Source organism: Burkholderia sp. AU15512, assembly GCF_002223325.1.
In the GTDB taxonomy this organism is placed as follows: domain Bacteria; phylum Pseudomonadota; class Gammaproteobacteria; order Burkholderiales; family Burkholderiaceae; genus Burkholderia.
Genome location: NZ_NKEX01000003.1, coordinates 1,405,645 through 1,424,664, shown reverse-complemented (window position 1 = coordinate 1,424,664; position 19,020 = coordinate 1,405,645). Strand labels below are relative to the sequence as shown.

Sequence of the window (19,020 nt, the reverse complement as noted above, 5' to 3'; positions counted from 1 at the left end):
GTTCGCGGCGGCGCCGGCTCGATGGCTCAGCGTTTTTTTAGCGGCAGCGGCACCACGCCTTTCACGTCGCGCAGGCCGGCCGGCTCGGGCGGCAGGTAGCCCCAGTCGCCCTGCGATGCCGTGGCATCGTTCTTCGTCACATCCGACGAATCGTCGGGGCGACCGCGCGTGTCAGGCGTATCGGGCGCAGAGCGACCGTCGCGTTCGTCGCTGGGTTGCTGCGCGCCGGACGATGGCGGCGGCCCCGCGTGGCGCCGATGCCGCAGCACCGCGTCGGCCACCCGCTCCACATGCGACACCGTTACCGCATCGGCCTGCTCCAGCGCGGCGAGCGCACGCGCCGCGCGCAGCATCACGAGATCGGCACGCAGCCCGTCGACGGCCGCGTCGATGCACAGCGCACTGACGCGCGCATGAACCGTATCGTCGAAATCGAGCGTCGCGAGCCGTGCGCGTGCTGCATGAATCCGGTCGCCGAGTTCACGTTGCGCGGACGCATGACGGGCGCGGAATGCATCCGGATCGAGATCGAATGCAAGCCGCGCCTTCACGATCCGCTCGCGCTGCGCGGCGTCGAAGCAGTTTTCCAGCTCGACCATCAAACCGAAGCGGTCGAGCAACTGCGGACGCAGTTCGCCCTCCTCCGGATTCATCGTCCCGATCAGCACGAAGCGCGCATCGTGCGCGTGCGACACGCCATCGCGCTCGACGATGTTCACGCCGCTCGCGGCGACGTCGAGCAGCGTATCGACGAGCCCGTCGGCGAGCAGGTTCACTTCGTCGACGTACAGCACGCCGAGATGGGCTCGCGCAAGCAGGCCCGGCCGGAAGCGCACGCCGTTTTCGGCGAGTGCATGCGCGAGGTCGAGCGTACCCGTCACCTGCTCGTCGCTCGCCGACAGCGGCAGCGTGACGAACTGCCCTTCGGGCAACAGCTCCGCGAGGCCGCGCGCCGCGGTCGATTTCGCGGTGCCGCGCGGCCCGCTCACGAGCACGCCGCCCAGCGACGGGTCGATCGCGGCGAGCAGCAGCGCCTGCTGCAGCGCATCCTGCGCGACGAGCGCCGCAAACGGAAAAACCGCGCGGGCGCGGTGCGTCGTCGGATCGGTCATCGCCGTCCCCCTTCCTGGAGTTGTTCGCTCGCGAGCCAGACCGCTTCGATCCGTTCGCGATAGTCGCCCGGCTGCTGCCACAGGCCACGCTGCATCGCCTCGACGAAGCGTTCGCAGATGCCGTGCAGCGCCTTCCGATTGTGGCGTTCGAGGAACGCGCGGGTGGCGTCGTCGAACAGATACGCGTCGGCCACGAGCGCGTATTGATGGTCGGACAGCACGCGCGCGGTCGCGTCATAGCCGTACAGGTAGTCGACCGTCGCGGCCAGCTCGGCCGCGCCCTTGTAGCCATGGCGCTTCACGCCGTCGAGCCATTTCGGGTTGACGACGCGCGAGCGGATCACGCGCGCGATTTCCTCGCGCAGCGTGCGCATCTTCGGCGCGGCCGGGTTCGCGTGGTCGCCGTGGTAAATGCTCGGCTGCTGCCCGGACAGGTGCCGCACGGCCGCCGTCATCCCGCCCTGGAACTGGTAGTAGTCGTTCGAATCGAGGATGTCGTGCTCGCGGCTGTCCTGGTTCTGCACGACGACGTCGATCGTCGCGAGCCGCTCGCCGAACACGTCGGCCGCCGCATCGCCCGCGCTGTTCTGTGCGTACGCATGGCCGCCCCACTGGCGGTAGGCATCGGCGAGATCGGCGTCGGTCTGCCAGCGGCGCTGGTCGATCAGGTCCTGCAGGCCCGCGCCGTAGCTGCCCGGCCGCGCGCCGAATACGCGCCAGCCGGCGCGGCGTCGCGCTTCGTCCGGCGCCACGCCCTGCGCGACCCATTTCTCGCGTTCGCGCTCGATGCGCGCGCGGACCGGATTCAGTGCCTCGGGTTCGTCGAGCGCGGCCACCGCCTGCACGGCCGCGTCGAACAGGTGCATCAGGTTCGGGAACGCGTCGCGGAAGAAGCCCGACACGCGCAGCGTCACGTCGATGCGCGGCCGGTCGAAGATCTCGATCGGCAGGATCTCGAAGTCGGTCACGCGGTGGCTGCCGTGCGCCCATTTCGGCCGCACGCCGAGCAGCGCGAACGCCTGCGCGATGTCGTCGCCGCCCGTGCGCATCGTCGCCGTGCCCCAAACCGACAGGCCGATCGCGCGCGGATAGTCGCCGTGATCCTGCAGATGACGCTCGATCAGTTGCTGCGCGGATTTCAGGCCGAGCGACCACGCGGCTTGCGTCGGCACCGCGCGTGTATCGACCGAATAGAAATTGCGGCCGGTCGGCAGTACGTCCGGGCGGCCGCGCGACGGCGAGCCGCTCGGCCCCGGCGGCACGAAGCGGCCGTCGAGCCCGCGCAGCAGCTGGCGCATTTCCTCGCCGCCGCACGCGTCGAGCGCGGGCAGCAGCGTCGCGCGGACGCGCTCGATCACGGCGAGCGTGTGCGGCCAATCGCCGGGCGGTGTCGAATCCGTGCCGGTGTTGCCGCCGTCCGCTGCGCACAGCCCGTCGAGCCAATGCTGCGCGAGCCGTTCGAGCCGCTCGCGCGTGTCCCCCGCATGGCGCCACGGCGATGCGTCGAGCGCCAGCAGGATCGCCGGACGCGGGCCAGCCCACGGCGCGGCCCAATCGGCCGCGAGCGGATCGAAGTCGTCGCCGAGCGCGAGATCGCGCGCCAGCGCACCGATCAGCCCGGCGCGTGCGCCCTTGCCGTCGCCTACCGGAAAGCGTGCAAGCGCGAGCAGCGTGTCGCGCCGCTGACGCTCGGCCGGCGATACGCCGAACACGTGCAGCCCGTCGCGGATCTGCGCTTCCTTCAGTTCACACAGCCACGCGTCGACGCGCGTGAGCAGCGCATCCTCGTCGCCCGCGTCGCGCGGCGGCGACACGCTCAGTTCGTCGTGCAGACGATGCTCGGCGATCGTCGCGAGGATCGTCTTGCGAAGCAGCTTCGCGCGCCGCGCATCGACCATCAGCGCTTCGTAGTATTCGTCGACCTGCCGCTCGAGATCCTGCAGCGGGCCGTAGTTTTCCGCGCGCGTGAGCGGCGGCATCAGGTGATCGATGATCACCGCCTGCGCGCGGCGCTTCGCCTGGCTGCCCTCGCCCGGATCGTTGACGATGAACGGATACAGGTGCGGCAGCGGCCCGAGCGTCAGGTCGGGCCAGCACGCGTCGGACAGCGCGACGCTCTTGCCCGGCAGCCATTCGAGGTTGCCGTGCTTGCCGAGATGGATGACCGCGTCGATGCGGTACGCATCGCGCAGCCAGAAATAGAACGCGAGATACGCATGCGGCGGCACGAGATCCGCGTCGTGGTAGCTCGCGTAGTCGTTCTCGCCGCGCGAGCGCGACGGCTGGATGCCGACGAACACGTTGCCCGCGCGCCAGCCCGCGATCGTGAAGCGCCCTTGCCGCAGCGTCGGGTCGGCTTCGGGCGGCCCCCAGCGTTCGTTCAGCGCATCGCGCACGGCCGCCGGCAGGCGCGCGAAACGCGCGACGTAGTCGGCCAGCGGGAAGCTCTGGAATGCGGGGCGCAACGCATGCACGGCCGCGTCGTTGGTCACGCCTTCGGTGAGCCGCGCAATCAGCGCGTCGCCGTCGGGCGGCAGGTCGGCCACCGTGTAGCCCGCGTCGCGCAGCGCCGCGAGCACGCGCAGCGCGGACGCCGGCGTGTCGAGCCCGACGCCGTTGCCGATCCGCCCTTCGCTTTGCGGATAGTTCGCGAGAATCAGCGCGACGCGCTTGTCGGCGTTGTCGAGCGTGCGCAGCCGGCACCAGCCGCGCGCAAGCGCCGCGACGAACGCGATCCGCTCGGCGTCCGGCTGGTAGCGCACGACGTCGACCTCGGTGTGCGGGCAGCGGTACGCGAGCCCCTTGAAGCTCACCGCACGCGTGACGATGCGGCCGTCGACCTCGGGCAGCGCGATGTGCATCGCGATGTCGCGCGCATGCAGGCCCTGGTTGTCGGCCACCCACGCGTCGCGATTGCCGCCGGACAGGATCACCTGCAGTACCGGCGCGTCGCCGGCGAGCACGTCGTGCCCGGGGCTGTCGATCGCGCCCGCCGCGAATGCGGTCGTATTCAGCACGAGCGCGACGTCGTGCGTGTCGCAGAGCTGCGTGATGACTTCGCGGCTCACCGCGTCCTTCAGCGACGTGACCGCGATCGGCAGCGGATTCAATCCTTCGTCGATGAGCGCATCGGCCAGCGCATCGAACACGGCCGTGTTCGCGGCCTGCCAGTGCGCGCGATAGAACAGGATCGCAACGACGGGCGCGCCGGGCGTCCAGCGCGGCCGCCAGTCGTCGACGCTCGCGCGGTCGCGCGCCGGGTGATACAGCGCGGCGGCCGGCAGCGGGCGCGGCAACTCGGGTTCGTCGCCGAAGCCGAGCGTATGGAACGCAATGCTGCGCAGCAGCGCCTCGGCGTTGTGCACGCCGCCTTCACGCAGGTAGCGCCACCACAGCCGGCACAGGTCGGGCGCGACCGTGCTCTTCGCGACGAGGTTCGGGTCTTCCTGCAGGTCGCCCGAAAACATCGCGAGCTGCTGCCCGCGCTTCGACGCGAGCGACACGGCCTGCTCGATCCCGTACGGCCAGTACGCCTCGCCGCCGAGATGATCGATCACGACCGACTTCGCGTGTTGCAGCACGTCGTCGACGTAGAAGTCGACCGACGCCGGCTGCCGCAGGAACGTGACGTTCGCGAGCCGCACGCTCGGGAAGCCGGCCGGCAGATGCGGCACGACGCTCGCGAGCAGCGACAGCGTCGTGTCGGCCGAGCTCAGGATCACGATGTCGGCCGGTTGCTGGTCGATCCGGACGACACCCTGCGTATCGTCGACGAAGCCGCCCGGCGTGGTGCGCAGCAGATGCATCGTGCGTTACGCCTGTTGCGGCTCGGCCGCGCACGCGGCGTCGAACGCGCGTTGCAGCGCGGCTGCGTCGAGATCCTCGCCGATCAGCACGAAGCGGCTCGCGCGCGTTTCGCCGTCCTGCCAGCGACGGTCGAAATAGCTGTCGAAGCGGCGGCCGACGCCCTGGATCACGAGCCGCATCGGCGCGCCGGGCAGCGCGGCGAAGCCCTTTGCACGGTAAATCGTGTGCGCTTCGACGACGCGTTGCAGCGCGGCGATCGTCGCTTCGCGCGTGCCGGCGTCGCCCGACACGACTACCGAGTCGAAATCGTCGTGATGGTGATCGTGATCGCCGTCGTCGGCCGAGCCGTGATGGTCGTGACGCAGGTGGATCGTGTCTTCCGATGCCGATTCGAGGCCGAGCAGCATCGCGAGGTCGAGCTCGCCGCGCGTCGCGCGCACGATCTTCACCTGCGGCGGGATCTCGTCGCGAATCGCGGTTTCGATCTGCGCGAACTCGGTGTCGCCAACGAGATCGGCCTTGTTCACGATCACGAGATCGGCGGACGACAGCTGATCGGCGAACAGCTCGTGCAGCGGCGATTCGTGGTCGAGGTTCGGATCGGCGCGGCGCTGCGCGTCGACGGCTTGCGGATTTTCCGCGAACTGGCCGCTGGCGGCCGCCGGCCCGTCGACCACCGTCACGACCGCGTCGACCGTGAAGCTGTTACGGATCGTCGGCCAATTGAACGCCTGCACGAGCGGCTTCGGCAGCGCGAGGCCCGACGTCTCGATCAGCACGTGGTCGATGTCCGCGCGGCGCTCGACGAGCGCTTCCATCACCGGGTAGAACTCTTCCTGCACGGTGCAGCACAGGCAGCCGTTCGCGAGTTCGTACAGCTGGCCCGCCGCTTCGCCTTGCGCGCCATCGGCATCCTCGCAGCCGATGCCGCAGCCCTTCAGGATTTCGCCGTCGATGCCGAGCTCGCCGAATTCGTTGACGATCACCGCGATGCGGCGGCCTTCGGCGTGCTGCAGGATGTGGCGCATCAGCGTCGTCTTGCCGCTGCCGAGAAAGCCCGTGACGATCGTGACGGGAAGCTTGCGTAGGGTCATGGTAGGTCCTGTGTCGAAAATGGAATCAGCCCGGGATCGTCGCGTCGAGGGCGGCGTGGCAGTTCATCTGGCGGATCGCGGGCATGCCGCCGCGCGATCCGCACGGACAGTCGCGGGACGGGCGGGACGACGAATCGGACATGGTGCTTCCTTGCGAACGGTCGACATCGTGAATGCCAACACGGCTGCCGGCGGCCCGGCTCGCGCTGCCTGCCATTCGCCACGCCGGTCGGCCGGCGCGGGTTCGCGCGGGGACGGATCGGTGGAGGAAGCGGGCAATACGCGGGCGTCGGGCCGGCTGCGGCCGTGGACGATGCGCCGCCTCCCCGCGGCGCTGAACCCCAACGTTTCGGCCGGTATCCGGGCTGACGAACACGCCGCTTCGCCTTCCCGGATGCGCGCGGCATCCAGTGGCGGTCGTCCGCATGCGCGTGGCATGCGGCGAAGCGGCGTTGCGTGGCGCTTCTCGCGCGACGCGTTCGCTTACCGTTGCGGGGGCAGCACAGGTTGGCTCGACTGCGGTGCAGGCAGGCTCCCTGTTTCCCGTTTAACTGCGCGCACCGGAGCGGCGCGCGCGAGCACCAAAACGCGTGCGAGTGTAGGCGGCGGTGCGGGGAGCGTCAAGGCGGAGCGGGCCGCCGGGCCCGGTTCGGGATGACCGCCTCGCGTGGCCGGAAGCCGTGCGCGGCGGTTCGCGCGGGGGAGGCGCTGTGCTATCGTAGCGCCGCGTTCGGTGCCCGCATGCGCATTCCGCGCGTGCAGTTAAACGGGAAACAGGAGGCGGACCCCCGCCCGGCCTGTGCTGTCCCCGCAACGGTACGCCGCCCGCGCGACGCGCTTCCCCGCGCACGCGCCCAGGCCGCCCACGATGCCACTGCCCGTCAGCCGGGCGGGAAGGCTGCGGCCTGGCAAGCGGCCAGCCCGGATACCGGCCGACGCAAGGGGCGAGCCCGACGCTCGCCGAACGCCCGATCCGCGGGGGACGGATGAGGTGCGCATTCCGCCCGCGTCCGCGCGGGCTTCGTTCGATCCGTCATGGTTGACCTGTCCGCTGGCCGCCGCCGCGCCGCCCGCCTGCCCTATTCCCTTGTTTCGACACGGTGTGCGCCGTGCCGCGTCCGATGAGCCGCGCCTGGCTCGTCGGCGCCGGCCCCGGCGACGCCGACCTGCTGACGCTCAAGGCCGTCCACGCGATCGGCGCGGCGGACGTGCTGCTCGTCGACGATCTCGTGAATCCCGACGTGCTGCGCCATGCGCGCGCCGATGCGTACATCGAGCACGTCGGCAAGCGCGGCGGTCATGCGTCGACGCCGCAGGAGACGATCGTCGCCGCGATGCTCGCGCATCTGCGCGCGGGGCGCAGCGTCGCGCGGCTCAAGGGAGGCGATCCGTTCGTGTTCGGCCGCGGCGGCGAGGAGCTGGCCGCGCTCGGCGCGGCGGGATTCCCGGTCGAGGTCGTGAACGGCGTCACCGCGGGCATCGCCGCGCCGGCCGCGATCGGCATCCCGGTCACGCAGCGCGGCGACGCGCAGGGCGTGATCTTCGTCACGGGCCACGGCGCGGGCGCCGACGAACCCGACTGGCGCGCGCTCGCGGCCACGCGCATGACGATCGTCATCTACATGGGCATCCGCCGGCTCGACGCGATTGCCACCGCGCTGCGCGATGGCGGCCTGCCCGGCGAGACGCCGTGCGCGGCGATCGAGCAAGCGACGCGCGCCGAACAACGGCACGTGCTCGCGACGCTCGACACGCTCGTCGAACGCATCGGCACCGCCGGTATCGGTTCGCCGGCGATCGTCGTGATCGGGCGCGTCGCGGCATTTGCCGACGATCCCGCGGTACGGGCCGCGCTCGGCGGCGGCGCATGATGCGTGTCGCGCTCGGCATCGGTTTCCGTGCAGGCGTGACGGCCGCGCAACTCGATGCCGCGATCCGCGCGGCGCTGATGCTTTACCCGGCCGCCGAACCCGCGCTCGTGGCCACGCTCGCCGACAAGGCGCGTGCCCGCGCGCTGCGCACGCTGTGTGCGCAGCGCGGCTGGCCGCTCGTCGCGTTCGATGCGGCGCAACTCGCGAGCCGCCCGGAACTGGCCGCGAGCGGCCCGTCGGCCGCCGCGCTCGCCCGCTTCGGCGTCGCGGGCGTGGCCGAGCCGTGCGCGCAGCTCGCGGCGCCGCATGGCCGGCTGCTGGGCCCCAAATCCATCCGGGCCGGCGTGACGGTCGCACTCGCCGGCCCGCTCTGAACCCTTTGTTTCGCTTTCTTTCGACAGGACGAATCCGATGAAAACCGACGCCGAATCCCATCAACGGATGACCGAACGCCGCCGTGCCGGCCACGAGAAGAAGCAGGCCGCCGCCGTCAACGAAAAGGGCCTGCTGATCGTCAACACCGGCAACGGCAAGGGCAAGAGCACGGCCGCGTTCGGCATGGCCGTGCGCGTGCTCGGCCACGGCATGCGGCTCGGTGTCGTGCAGTTCATCAAGGGCGCGCTGCACACGTCCGAGCGTGACTTCCTCGGCGCGGTGGCCGAATGCGATTTCGTGACGATGGGCGACGGCTATACGTGGAACACGCAGAACCGCGACGCCGACATCGCGACCGCGCGCAAGGGCTGGGACGAGGCGCGCCGGATGATCGAGAGCGGCGATTACCGGATGGTGATCCTCGACGAGCTGAACACGGTGCTGAAGTACGAATACCTGCCGCTCGACGAAGTGCTCGCGACGTTGACCGCGCGTCCCGAGTCGGTGCACGTCGTCGTGACCGGGCGGCATGCGCCCGATGCGCTGATCGACGCGGCCGACCTCGTCACCGAAATGCGGCTCGTCAAGCATCCGTACAAGGAGCAAGGCGTGAAGGCGCAGCGCGGCGTGGAGTTCTGAGTATGGCCGCCTGCCCCGCGCTGTTCGTCAGTGCGCCCGCGTCGGGCCAGGGCAAGACGTCGATGACGGCTGGCCTCGCGCGGCTGCACCGCCGGCTCGGCCGGCGCGTGCGCGTCTTCAAGACCGGGCCCGATTTTCTCGATCCGATGCTGCTGGCGTGCGCGAGCGGCGCGCCCGTGCATGCGCTCGACCTCGGGATGGTCGGCGAGGCCGGCTGCCGCGCGCTGCTGGCCGACGCCGCGCGCGAGGCCGACCTGATCCTGATCGAAGGCGTGATGGGGCTGTTCGACGGCACGCCGAGCAGCGCCGACCTCGCGGCCGCGTTCGGCGTGCCGGTCGTCGCGGTGATTTCGGCGAAGTCGATGGCGCAGACCTTCGCGGCGATCGCGTTCGGGCTCGCGCGGTTCCGGCCGGGGCTGCCGTTTCATGGCGTGCTGGCGAATCGCGTCGGGTCGGCCCGGCATGCGGAACTGCTGCAACAGGCGCTGCCCGACGACTTGCGCTGGCTCGGGCACGTGCCGGCCGATGCGGGCATCGCGCTGCCGGAGCGGCATCTCGGCCTGCATCAGCCGGGCGACATCGACGATCTCGATGCGCGGCTCGATCGCGCGGCCGACGTGCTCGCGCAAACGGCGCTTGCCGAGTTGCCGCCGGCCGTTGCGTTCGCGGAACCGGATGCAGCGGCGCCGCTGCCGCGTGCGCTCGCCGGCAAGCGGATCGCGGTGGCGCGCGATGCGGCTTTTTCGTTCATCTATCCGGCGAATCTCGCGTTGCTCGACCCGCTCGGTGCGCAAGTGCGATTCTTTTCGCCGCTCGCCGACGAACCCGTGCCGGACGACTGCGACGCACTGTTCCTGCCGGGCGGCTATCCGGAATTGCATGCGGCGGCACTCGCGGCGAATGCCGCGACCGCGCGGTCGATTCGTGCGCACGCAGCGGCTGGCCGGCCGATCGTCGCAGAATGCGGGGGGATGGTGTATCTGTGTGAGTCGCTGACCGATGTCGACGGCGTGATGACGCCGATGCTTGGGCTGTTGCCGGGTCACGCGACGATGCAGCGCCGGTTCGCGGCGCTCGGCATGCAGCAACTCGACACGCGCAGCGGGACGATGCGAGGGCATACGTTCCACTACTCGCGGCTCGCGACGCCGCTGGAACCGGTCGCGCATGCCGCGCGTCCCGATGGCGCGGCGGGCTACGGCGAAGCCGTCTATTGTTGCGATGCGATCGTCGCGACGTACATGCACATGTACTGGCCGTCGAATCCGGATGCGGTCGTGGCGTTGTTCAGCGGGGAAGCGTTCTAGTTTGCTCGATGCTGCGCCGCTTGCGTCGCGTCGATCATCAGGTCAGGGTTTTTCGCGGCCCGGCGCTTCCGAACGCGAAGTCCGGATCACGGTGCCGTCGGGCGAGAAATGCGCGTTGAACATCGCGTCGCCGGATACGCCGCCCTCGGCCCAGTGCCAGCTCCACACCTCTTCATGGCTCAACGCGTATTGCGCGACCTCGGTCGGCTTGCCGAGCAGTTGTCGCACGTCGTCCTTCGACATTCCGGGCACGACCTTCGTGATGTTCGCCGCCGTCAGCGCCTGCGTGATCGACACGAGCCGGCCATCGGGCCCAAAATCGAGCATGTAGGTGCTCGTGCCATAAGGACCGCGTGGATACTCGAACCGCTGCGAGCCGTCTTCGCCCTGCCTGACCATCTCGGGCTTGCCTGCCTGACGGAGCACGTCCTCGATCGTCGAAACGCCCGGCTGCAGGTTACCGAACGCCATCGGATCGGGCTTGATCGCATTGACCGCGTCAGCCACTTTCTGGTCGTCGCACCCGGCCACCAGAACGCCGACCGCACAGGCCGTCAGCACGGTCAGAAGCTGTTTTCGCATTTTCGTCCACACCTGTATTCATCGAGCCGATTCGGCGTCGCGCGCAGCGTAGCACGCGACCTGTCCCGCCGATGTCAAGGAGCGTCAAATTCACGCGCATCCCGTCGCGTCCGATGTCGCGGACGCGACGGGATGCGCACCGGGTGGCAGCTTCCGCGCCGCCGCGCCGCGGTGTCAGGTCAGGAACGACTCCGCCAGCTTCACCCAGTACGACGCGCCGGTCGGCAGCGCCGCGTCGTTGAAGTCGTAGCCGGGGTTGTGCACCATGCAGCCGCCCTCCCCGTCGCCGTTACCGATGATCAGGTAGCAGCCCGGCCGCTTCTCGAGCAGGAACGCGAAATCCTCGCTGCCGGTGAGCGGCACCATCCCGTCGATCAGGTTCGCGTCGCCCACCCACTCGCGGGCGACGTTGCGCGCGAACGCGGTCATTTCCGCATCGTTGACGAGCACCGGGTAGCGGCGCTGGTAGTCGATCGTCGCGGTCGCGCCGAACACGGCAGCCTGCGCATGCACGACTTCCTTGATGCGCGTCTCGAGCAGGTCGCGCACCTCCGGCTTCAGCGCGCGCACCGACAGGCGCATCTGCGCGCGATCGGGAATCACGTTCGGCGCCTCGCCCGCATGGATCGCGCCGACCGTGACGATCGCCATGTCGAGCGGCGACACGTTGCGTGACACGATCGTCTGCAGCGCGATGACGATCTGCGCGCAGACGACCACCGAATCGACCGCCTTGTGCGGCACCGCGCCGTGGCCGCCCCGGCCCTGCACGTCGACGATCACCGTATCCGACGACGCCATGAACGACCCCGGCAGGAAGCCGAACTTGCCCGTCGGGAAACCGGGCATGTTGTGCATCGCGAAGATCGCGTCGCAGGGGAACAGCTCGAACAGCCCTTCGTCGAGCATCTTCTTTGCGCCGCCGAGCCCTTCCTCGGCCGGCTGGAAAATCAGGTTCAGCGTGCCGGAGAAACGGCGCTCGCGCGCCAGGTGCTTCGCGGCCGCGAGCAGCATCGCCGTGTGACCGTCGTGGCCGCACGCATGCATCTTGCCGGCGATCCTGCTCTCGTACGGCAGGCCCGTGGCCTCGTGGATCGGCAGTGCGTCCATGTCGGCGCGCAGGCCGAGACGCTGTGCGCCGCTGCCGACCTTCAACTGCGCGACGACGCCCGTGCCGCCCAGCCCGCGATGCACCGTGTAGCCCCATGACTGCAGTTGCTCCGCGACGAGGTCGCTCGTCGCGAATTCCTCGAAGCCGAGCTCGGGGTGGGCGTGGATGCGGTGCCGGATCTCGATCATTTCGTCGGCGAGGCTTGCGGGAATCACGCTGTGCGTCACGGTGTCGTCTCCTGTCCTGTGGGGAATATGCAGGCAAGGATAGTGGGTTCGACGGCAACCGGGCAGATGGAAAGTCGTCGCGGTAGCAACCGGCGGTTGCCGCTGATTCAACGCGCAGGACGAGCCTGAATGGATTTTCGGGACGATTGTCACGGGCAAACGGGGTTAGCCGGGCCGGGCGTCGCCCCCGATTTCCGGCCCCCGGCGCGCCGATCCCCATTCGCGGAAGGCGGCTGGGAATTTATTTTCAATCAATGGCTTACGATCGCCTTGTTCACTTTCTCACCCCGTACGCTTTTTGTGTACGCCGGCTGAAAAGTGAACAACTCCCGACATGGGCACATCCTGGCCCGACTGCGCTCACGCCGCCCAGTCTTCGAGCGACAACCCCGCGACACGACCGAACTCGCGGCTGTTGTGCGTGACGAGTACCGCACCGGCGGCGATCGCATGGCCGGCGATCGATGCGTCGTTCGCGCCGATCGGCGTGCCGCGCGCGGCGAGATCGGCACGAATCGCGGCCGTTGCATCGACGGCCGCCGTATCCCACGACAGCACGCCGTCCAGCCGCGCAACAAAGGCCGTCACGAGTTCCGCATGCTTCGGCGACGCCTTCCTGCCGACCGCGCCGAACCGCATTTCGGCATAGGTGATTGCCGAGACGACGATCCGGTGCTGCGCATTGACGCACGATTGCAGCCGCGACAGCACCACGGGCGGCCGCTCGCGCATGATGAACGAACAGATGTTCGTATCGAGCATGTAGAGCGTGGTCACTGGCCGGACTCCGTCGGTGCGGCGCCACCGCCATCGGACAGGTCGAAGCGGCCGGACTCGATGACGGCCGGGCGTTCGGCGAGGAAGTCGGCGTCGGCCGGCGGTTCGCTCGCGAACGAGAGCCACGTGGGCCGCACCGGCCGCAGCAGCAGCGTGTCGCCTTCGCGGCGGATCTCGAGTTCCGTCACGCCCTCGAACTCCATGTCCTTCGGGATGCGGATGGCCTGGTTACGGGCGTTCTTGAAAATGGAAACGGTGCGCATGAGCCACTCCATGGGAGTACGATGCGTCCATTCTAGGCATATGCTGGCATATGTCAATGCGGGCGCGCGCGAATCGGATGTCGCGCCCCATGCTGTCGCGGATGTTTTTGCCATGTCGCGGGCCTGTCGTCGATGAGGAGAGCGATCCATTCTTCACGACGCAGGCCGCGCGGTCCATATCCCGGACGGCCGATGCCCGCGAGCCACGGTGCGGCGCGCACCCTCGCGCCGCACCCCGCCCCCGCGCCGTCACGGCAATTTGAAAGTGTCGAAGAATGTATCGCGCTCGATCACGGTGAGCGCCGCGCGCTTGTGCGGGAAGTCGAACTCCTTCAGCGTGTAGAACCCGAGCCGGTGCATGTACGCGATGTGCCGCACGTGATCGACGCGCGGCTCGCCCACGAGGCGCTGCGTGCGCGGTTCGTCGACGAACATGTAGTGCAGCACCCCACTCCACCACGCATGCAGCTTGCCGGCGCTCTGGAAGCGCGAATCGCCGATCAGCAGATGCAGCCCGCGGTCGTAGTCGTGCGCGTCGTAGAACGGCGCGAGACGGTCCTCCTTCGCCCAGTAGAACTCGAAATAGCCGAACGGCGTGTCGTCGAAATAGCCGATCATCGGGTGCATGTGCGGATCGGCGAGCCGCTCGGCGAGATACGCCGCATGTTCGTCGCGCGTGCCGCGCTGGTCCCAGAAATGCGCGACGCGATCGAGGTTCATCCAGCCGCTGAACAGGTCCGCGTGCGCGTCGACATCGACGGTGCGCAGGCTGAACGTCATCCCGACCTGCGGCATGGTGCGTGCGTAGATCTCGCCGGCCGGCGACGGCGGCCGCACCGGGTGCCGGTGGCCGTTCGTGATCACATGGCGCAGCGGCATGCCACCCGACGCGGGCGCCTTCAGCCACGGCCGCGGGTTCTGCCAGAACGTCGCACGCGACACGGTGAAGCGCAGCGCGTCGCCGGCAACCTGCGCGCCGTCGATCACGCCCTCGCGTACCGCGCGCGCGACGTACGCCGCCACGGCTGCCGCGTCGGCGCCGCCGAGCGGCGTCGTGATCGTCGCCGCGTCGTAGCGCGTGTCGGTGTTGAACAGCGCGACGAATGCCGCGAGCAATACGTCCGGCGAGTCGTCGGGCCGCCACGCGTCGAGCGTGTGCTCGGCGACGGCCATCGCCTGCCCGGGTGCGGCGCCGTCGAGCGCGGCGGCCACTTCACCTTCGACGGCATCCGCCGTGCCGGCCGGTTTCGTCAACGTGTCTTCCATCACAGTGCTCCCGCGTCGTGGCGGTCGGCGAGGACGTGCAGCCCCCGTTCGAGTGCCGGAAACAGGCTGCGCTGGAAGTTGTTCCAGCGCAGTTCGAGAATCGTGTCGTCCGGTGAGATCGGCGTGTCGAGCACATCGCAGATCACCTCGCCGGAATCGATGCCGTTGTCGACGTAGTGAAACGACGCGCCCGTCATCGTCACGGGCGCGACGGACGAGGTCGTGCCGTTCGACCAGTCGATCCGTTCGCCGCGCGCGCCGTGCAGCGCGTCGAGCGTCGCCCACGCGCCGCGCCGCTGGTACGGCGAACCGTCGGCGGTGATGCCCGGGTGGATGTTGGCGATGCGCCGGTGAAAGCGCGCGCCGGGCCGCACGAGCTCGTCGAGGATCACGAGCAGCCCGTCGAGCACGACGACGTCGGCGTCGAGTTCGAGCAGGCGCTCGAGCAGGCGGCGCTCGAACGCCTGTTTGCCAGCCACGCGCTCGCGCGCGTCGCGCGGCAGCCGCCGGTACGTCGATGCAATCGTGCAGAACAGTTCGTCGACCGGCCGGCCCTGCACCGCCAACCCTTCCGGCAGGATCCACGGACGGCCCGGCGTGCGGGCGAAGCCGTAGTCGGCGACTTTCGCGCGGTCGGCCGGCGAACCGTCGTCGTCGTCGACGATCACGCCCTTGAGCGTGTAACGCTCGCCGAGCGACGAGTCGTTCAGGCGTTCGACGAGATATTCGAGCGGCGCCTTCATGTAGCGCGTGCCGCCCCGATAAGCGACCGGCTGCCCGGCACGATCGGCCGCGCCGTTGCGCAGCGACTGGATGTAGACGAGATTTTTCTTCGGCATGGTTGCGTCGTGGAAAAGCGGACGAAGGCGCCGCGGCCCGCCCGCGCCGGCCGCGAGGGCCGGCCGGCGCGACGCGGCGCGCCTCGTCACCAGTTGTATTTCGCGGTCGCGATCACGGTACGATCGGTGCCGAACACACAGACGTTCATCGACTGGCAGCCGCTGATGTAGTGGCGGTTGGCCAGGTTCGTTCCGTTCACGGCGAAGCGCCAGTTACGCGTGTCGTAGTGCACGCCCGCGTCGAACAGCGTGACGCTCGATACCGTCAGCGAGTTGTCGGCCCCACCGGCCGATGCGCTCTGGTAACGAATGCCGCCGCCCAGGCCGAAGCCCGCGAGCGGCCCCGTGTGCCACGTCCAGTCGGTCCACAGCGACGCCATCTGGCGCGGGCGCGGAATGTCGACCGGCCAGTTGTTCAGCGACACGTCGTTGGCCTTCACGTTCTTCACGTCCTGGTACACGTACGAGGCAATCACCGACAGGTTGCGCGTGACCTTGCCGGTCGCGCTCAGCTCGATCCCGCGCGAACGCACCTCGCCCGTCTGCACCGACTTCGTGCCGGTCGGGTCCTGGCTCGGCAGCGCGGTCGTGAGCACGTTGGTCTGGTTGATCTGGTAGATCGCCGCGTTCAGCATCAGGTTCTTGCCGGGCGGCTGCCAGCGCAGGCCGGCTTCGATCTGCTTGCCGCGGGTCGGTTGCGGCAATCCGCCGCCGACCAGGTTCACGCCGATCAGCGGATTGAACGACGTCGCGTAGCTGACGTACGGCGACAGCCCGTAATCGCCCTGGTACGTGAGGCCGACGCGACCGGTGAACGCGGTGACGTCCGCCTTCGTCGACGTGCCGGCCGCGCGGTCGTCCATCCGCATGTTGACCCAGTCCTCGCGGCCGCCGAGCGTCAGCGTCCAGCGGTTCCATTTGATCTGGTCCTGCGCGTACAGGCCGAACGTGTTCATCGTCGTGTACGTGTTGGTGCGGAACGTCGAGTCGGGCGTGAACACCGCCTTCGTGACGGGCAGGTAGACCGGGTTGTAGATGTTCAGCGGCGGCGCGGCGGCGAGCCACTCGCTGTCGGTCGCGGTCTGGCGGTTGTACTGGAACCCGAGCAGCAGCGTGTGCTGGAGCGGCCCCGTGGCGAAGCGGCCTTCGAGGTTGTTGTCGATGTCGAAGCGGCTGTAGTTCATCTGGAACACGCCGGCCCAGCGCGACACGTCGGTCGTGCTGCCGTCGACGAAGCCGTTGCCGAATACCGAGCCGTTGTCGAGCGACAGGTGCATCAGGCGCGTGTTCTGGCGGAACGTCCACGCCGGCGTCAGGTTCCGCTCGAACTGATAGCCGACCGACCACTGCTTCTTGCGGTAGTAGTTGAAGTTCGGATCGCCTTCGTACACGTCCTTGTTGATCTGGCCGTTCGGGTTCGGCAGCACCGTACCCTGCGCGGGCAGGAAGTTCGACGAGATGTCGCCCCAGTCCTGCAGATAGGTGGCCGACAGCGTCAGCGACGTATCCGCGTTCGGACGCCAGCGGAACGACGGCGCGAGCGCGACGCGCTGGTCGTTGTTCGGGCCGGTCAGCGCGTTGCCGTCGCGTGCGACGCCGACGAAGCGATACGCGTACTTGCCGTCCGGGTCGAGCTTGTCGCCGACGTCGATCATGAACTGCTTGCGCGCGTAGTTGCCGATCTGCACGCCGGCCTCGCGCACGCGCTCGCCGTCGGCCAGCTTGGTCTGCACGTCGACGATCGCGCCCGGGTCGCCCGCGCCGTACAGCACCGAGGTCGGCCCGCGCAGCACGCTGATGCTGTCGATCATGTACGGATCGACGCGCCAGCTCGCGAGGTTGATCGTGTTCGGCACCTGCAGCCCGTTCACGTACGCGGTCGGCGTGAAGCCGCGCAGCGCGGCGTACCAGTCGGAACGGTTGTCCGAGCCGTACGACGAGAAGCCCGGCACGTAGCGCAGCGCCGCGTTCACGTCGGTCGCGCCGGTCATCTCGATCTGCTGCGCGGTGACGACGTTGATCGTCTGCGGGATCTCGTTGATCGACGTGCTGGTCTTCGTGCCGGTGCGGCTGCGCTTCGCGACGAGCCCGACCGTGCCGTCTCCTTCCGAGGCCGCGTTGACGTTGATCGTCGGCAGCGTACCGGTCGACGCACTGGCCGCCGCACCGTTCTGCGCACTGCTGGCCGACGCCGCCGCGCCTGCGTTCACGGCCGGCGCCGTCTGGGCCTGTGCGTGCCCTGCCGCCACCCCGAACGCCACGCTCGCCGCGGCTGCGATCGCACGCAAACGCGTGCCTGTTGCCCACTCCATCTTTCTCTGCTCCACTTTTTTCATGCGGTCTCCGACCGCGCCTTTGTCAAAGAGCGAAAGCCATCCGGCTCGCGCTCGCCCCGTTTTCCTGTCGTTTTTCCTGTGTTGCCCGGGCCGCGCCTTCTTCATGGGCGGGCGCGATCCCGTCTTCCAGCGACGCGCAGATTTCGTCCGCGCGGCGCGCCAGTACCGACAGCAGCGTGTCGGACAGGCCGTGGCTGTCTTCGCAGCAGCCTTGCAGGTAGATGCGCGGCGCGAAGTGCTCGGGCGTCGCGAGCAGGTAGTCACGCGTGACGTCGCCGCGTGAAAGCGCATCGCCCAGGTGCGGCGCGAGCCCCTCGAGCAGCGCCGAATGCGTGTCGCGGCGGTAGCCGGTGGCCAGTACGAGCGCGTCGAAGCCCTCGACGCGCGTGTCGCCGCTCATCCGGTCGCGCAGCGTCAGCTCGATGCGGCCGTCTGCGGTGTGCACCGCGGCCTCGATCGCGCTGTTCGCGAGCAGCGCATGACGCGGCGTGCCGTCGATGCGTTGCAGGTACAGCATTTCGTAGATCTGTTCGATCAGCGGCCGGTCGACCACCGCGTAGTTCGTGTCGCGATAGCGCTCGAGCAGCGCGCGGCGCGCGTCGTGCGGCTGCGCATAGACGACATCGGTGAACTCGGGGCTGAAGATCTCGTTGACGAACGGGCTGTCGTCCGCCGGCTTCAAGGCGCCTGCACGCATCACGAGGCTCGCGTCGACGTGCGGGAAGCGGCGCGCGAGATCGATGAACACCTCGGCCGCGCTCTGCCCCGCGCCGATCACCGCGACGCGGCGGCGCTCGCCGTCCGGCGACGCGACGAGCCGGTCGATGTCGGTCAGGTACGACGACGAGTGGATCACGCGGTCGCGGCCGAGCGCGGCGAACGCGTCCGGCACCGCCGGCGTGCCGCCCACGCCGACCGACAGCGCGCGCGTGACGCGCTGGCGCTCGTGGCCGGCGGCGTCGCGCGACAGCACGCGCAGTGCGTCGATCTTTGCGCCGTCGCCGTGCACGGGCTCGATCGCGAGGACAGTCTCGCTGTAGTGGACGCTATCGTCGAACGCGTCGGCCACCCAGCTCAGGTAGTCGTGGAATTCGACGCGGGTCGGATAGAAGTTCTTCAGGTTGACGAATTCGTTCAGCCGGCCGCGTTCGAACAGGTAGTTGATGAACGTGTAGCGGCTGGTCGGATCGCGCATCGTGACGAGATCCTTCAGAAACGAGATCTGCATCCGGCAGTCGTCGAGCAGCATGCCGCGATGCCAGCCGAATTCAGGCTGGCGCTCGATGAAGCAATGGGCGAGCGGGCGCGCCGCGCGCCGTTCCTCGAGGCGGATGGCCAGCGCCAGATTCGACGGCCCGAAGCCGACGCCGATCAGGTCGAATACGGTTTCTCTCTGCATGTCTCAGCTCCCTTG

15 protein-coding genes and 2 riboswitches are annotated in these 19,020 nt (G+C 69.1%); of the genes, 4 read left to right on the top strand and 11 right to left on the bottom strand.

The window, feature by feature from the left end:
- Positions 1 to 26: 26 nt before the first annotated feature.
- The 3 genes from CFB43_RS09205 to cobW are packed head-to-tail and all read right to left on the bottom strand — an operon-like array spanning position 27 to position 6,013.
- On the bottom strand, positions 27 to 1,112 hold the full coding sequence (locus tag CFB43_RS09205; protein WP_089494836.1) for an ATP-binding protein: 1,086 nt from the start codon (positions 1,110 to 1,112) through the stop codon (positions 27 to 29).
- A complete protein-coding gene (gene cobN / locus CFB43_RS09200; RefSeq protein ID WP_089494835.1) occupies positions 1,109 to 4,918 on the bottom strand; it encodes a cobaltochelatase subunit CobN in 3,810 nt (1,269 codons plus the stop codon). The genes CFB43_RS09205 and cobN overlap by 4 nt, the downstream gene beginning before the upstream one ends.
- A gap of 6 nt (positions 4,919 to 4,924) precedes the next feature.
- Positions 4,925 to 6,013, bottom strand: a complete 1,089-nt coding sequence (gene cobW / locus CFB43_RS09195; RefSeq protein WP_089494834.1) for a cobalamin biosynthesis protein CobW — start codon at positions 6,011 to 6,013, stop codon at positions 4,925 to 4,927.
- Between the two features lie 334 nt (positions 6,014 to 6,347).
- A riboswitch (cobalamin riboswitch) is annotated at positions 6,348 to 6,614 on the bottom strand.
- A 113-nt stretch (positions 6,615 to 6,727) separates the two neighbouring features.
- Positions 6,728 to 6,964, top strand: a riboswitch (cobalamin riboswitch).
- Between the two features lie 170 nt (positions 6,965 to 7,134).
- On the opposite strand from cobW, the gene cobA reads away from it, so the two are divergent.
- The 4 genes from cobA to CFB43_RS09175 are packed head-to-tail and all read left to right on the top strand — an operon-like array spanning position 7,135 to position 10,205.
- Positions 7,135 to 7,884: a uroporphyrinogen-III C-methyltransferase gene (cobA, locus tag CFB43_RS09190; protein ID WP_089494833.1), complete on the top strand. Its 750-nt coding sequence runs from the start codon at positions 7,135 to 7,137 to the stop codon at positions 7,882 to 7,884.
- Entirely contained in the window at positions 7,881 to 8,258 is a 378-nt protein-coding gene (locus CFB43_RS09185; protein WP_089494832.1) for a cobalamin biosynthesis protein, read from the top strand. Before cobA ends, CFB43_RS09185 begins: the two co-directional genes overlap by 4 nt.
- A 37-nt stretch (positions 8,259 to 8,295) precedes the next feature.
- Positions 8,296 to 8,898 (top strand): cob(I)yrinic acid a,c-diamide adenosyltransferase, encoded by a 603-nt coding sequence (cobO, locus tag CFB43_RS09180; RefSeq protein ID WP_089425397.1) that lies wholly within the window; start codon positions 8,296 to 8,298, stop codon positions 8,896 to 8,898.
- Between the two features lie 2 nt (positions 8,899 to 8,900).
- Positions 8,901 to 10,205 (top strand): cobyrinate a,c-diamide synthase, encoded by a 1,305-nt coding sequence (locus CFB43_RS09175; protein ID WP_089494831.1) that lies wholly within the window; start codon positions 8,901 to 8,903, stop codon positions 10,203 to 10,205.
- Between the two features lie 42 nt (positions 10,206 to 10,247).
- On the opposite strand, the gene bamE is transcribed toward CFB43_RS09175, so the two are convergent.
- From bamE to CFB43_RS09135, 8 genes are all read right to left on the bottom strand, one after another.
- Entirely contained in the window at positions 10,248 to 10,787 is a 540-nt protein-coding gene (gene bamE / locus CFB43_RS09170) for an outer membrane protein assembly factor BamE domain-containing protein (protein WP_089495289.1), read from the bottom strand.
- Between the two features lie 174 nt (positions 10,788 to 10,961).
- Positions 10,962 to 12,125 carry a M20 aminoacylase family protein gene (locus CFB43_RS09165; RefSeq protein WP_089494830.1) on the bottom strand — a complete coding sequence of 388 codons (1,164 nt, stop codon included), beginning with the start codon at positions 12,123 to 12,125 and terminating at the stop codon, positions 10,962 to 10,964.
- Between the two features lie 360 nt (positions 12,126 to 12,485).
- Complete coding sequence (locus CFB43_RS09160; protein WP_083265877.1) at positions 12,486 to 12,902, bottom strand: PIN domain-containing protein; 417 nt, start codon at positions 12,900 to 12,902, stop codon at positions 12,486 to 12,488.
- A complete protein-coding gene (gene vapB, locus CFB43_RS09155) occupies positions 12,899 to 13,165 on the bottom strand; it encodes a type II toxin-antitoxin system VapB family antitoxin (protein ID WP_089494829.1) in 267 nt (88 codons plus the stop codon). Before vapB ends, CFB43_RS09160 begins: the two co-directional genes overlap by 4 nt.
- 249 nt (positions 13,166 to 13,414) lie before the next feature.
- Positions 13,415 to 14,431 (bottom strand): GNAT family N-acetyltransferase, encoded by a 1,017-nt coding sequence (locus CFB43_RS09150; RefSeq protein WP_089494828.1) that lies wholly within the window; start codon positions 14,429 to 14,431, stop codon positions 13,415 to 13,417.
- Positions 14,431 to 15,270 carry a formyltransferase family protein gene (locus CFB43_RS09145; RefSeq protein WP_089494827.1) on the bottom strand — a complete coding sequence of 280 codons (840 nt, stop codon included), beginning with the start codon at positions 15,268 to 15,270 and terminating at the stop codon, positions 14,431 to 14,433. The genes CFB43_RS09150 and CFB43_RS09145 overlap by 1 nt, the downstream gene beginning before the upstream one ends.
- A gap of 86 nt (positions 15,271 to 15,356) precedes the next feature.
- On the bottom strand, positions 15,357 to 17,606 hold the full coding sequence (locus CFB43_RS09140; RefSeq protein WP_089494826.1) for a TonB-dependent siderophore receptor: 2,250 nt from the start codon (positions 17,604 to 17,606) through the stop codon (positions 15,357 to 15,359).
- A gap of 22 nt (positions 17,607 to 17,628) precedes the next feature.
- Complete coding sequence (locus CFB43_RS09135) at positions 17,629 to 19,005, bottom strand: lysine N(6)-hydroxylase/L-ornithine N(5)-oxygenase family protein (protein WP_089494825.1); 1,377 nt, start codon at positions 19,003 to 19,005, stop codon at positions 17,629 to 17,631.
- Between the last annotated feature and the right edge of the window lie 15 nt (positions 19,006 to 19,020).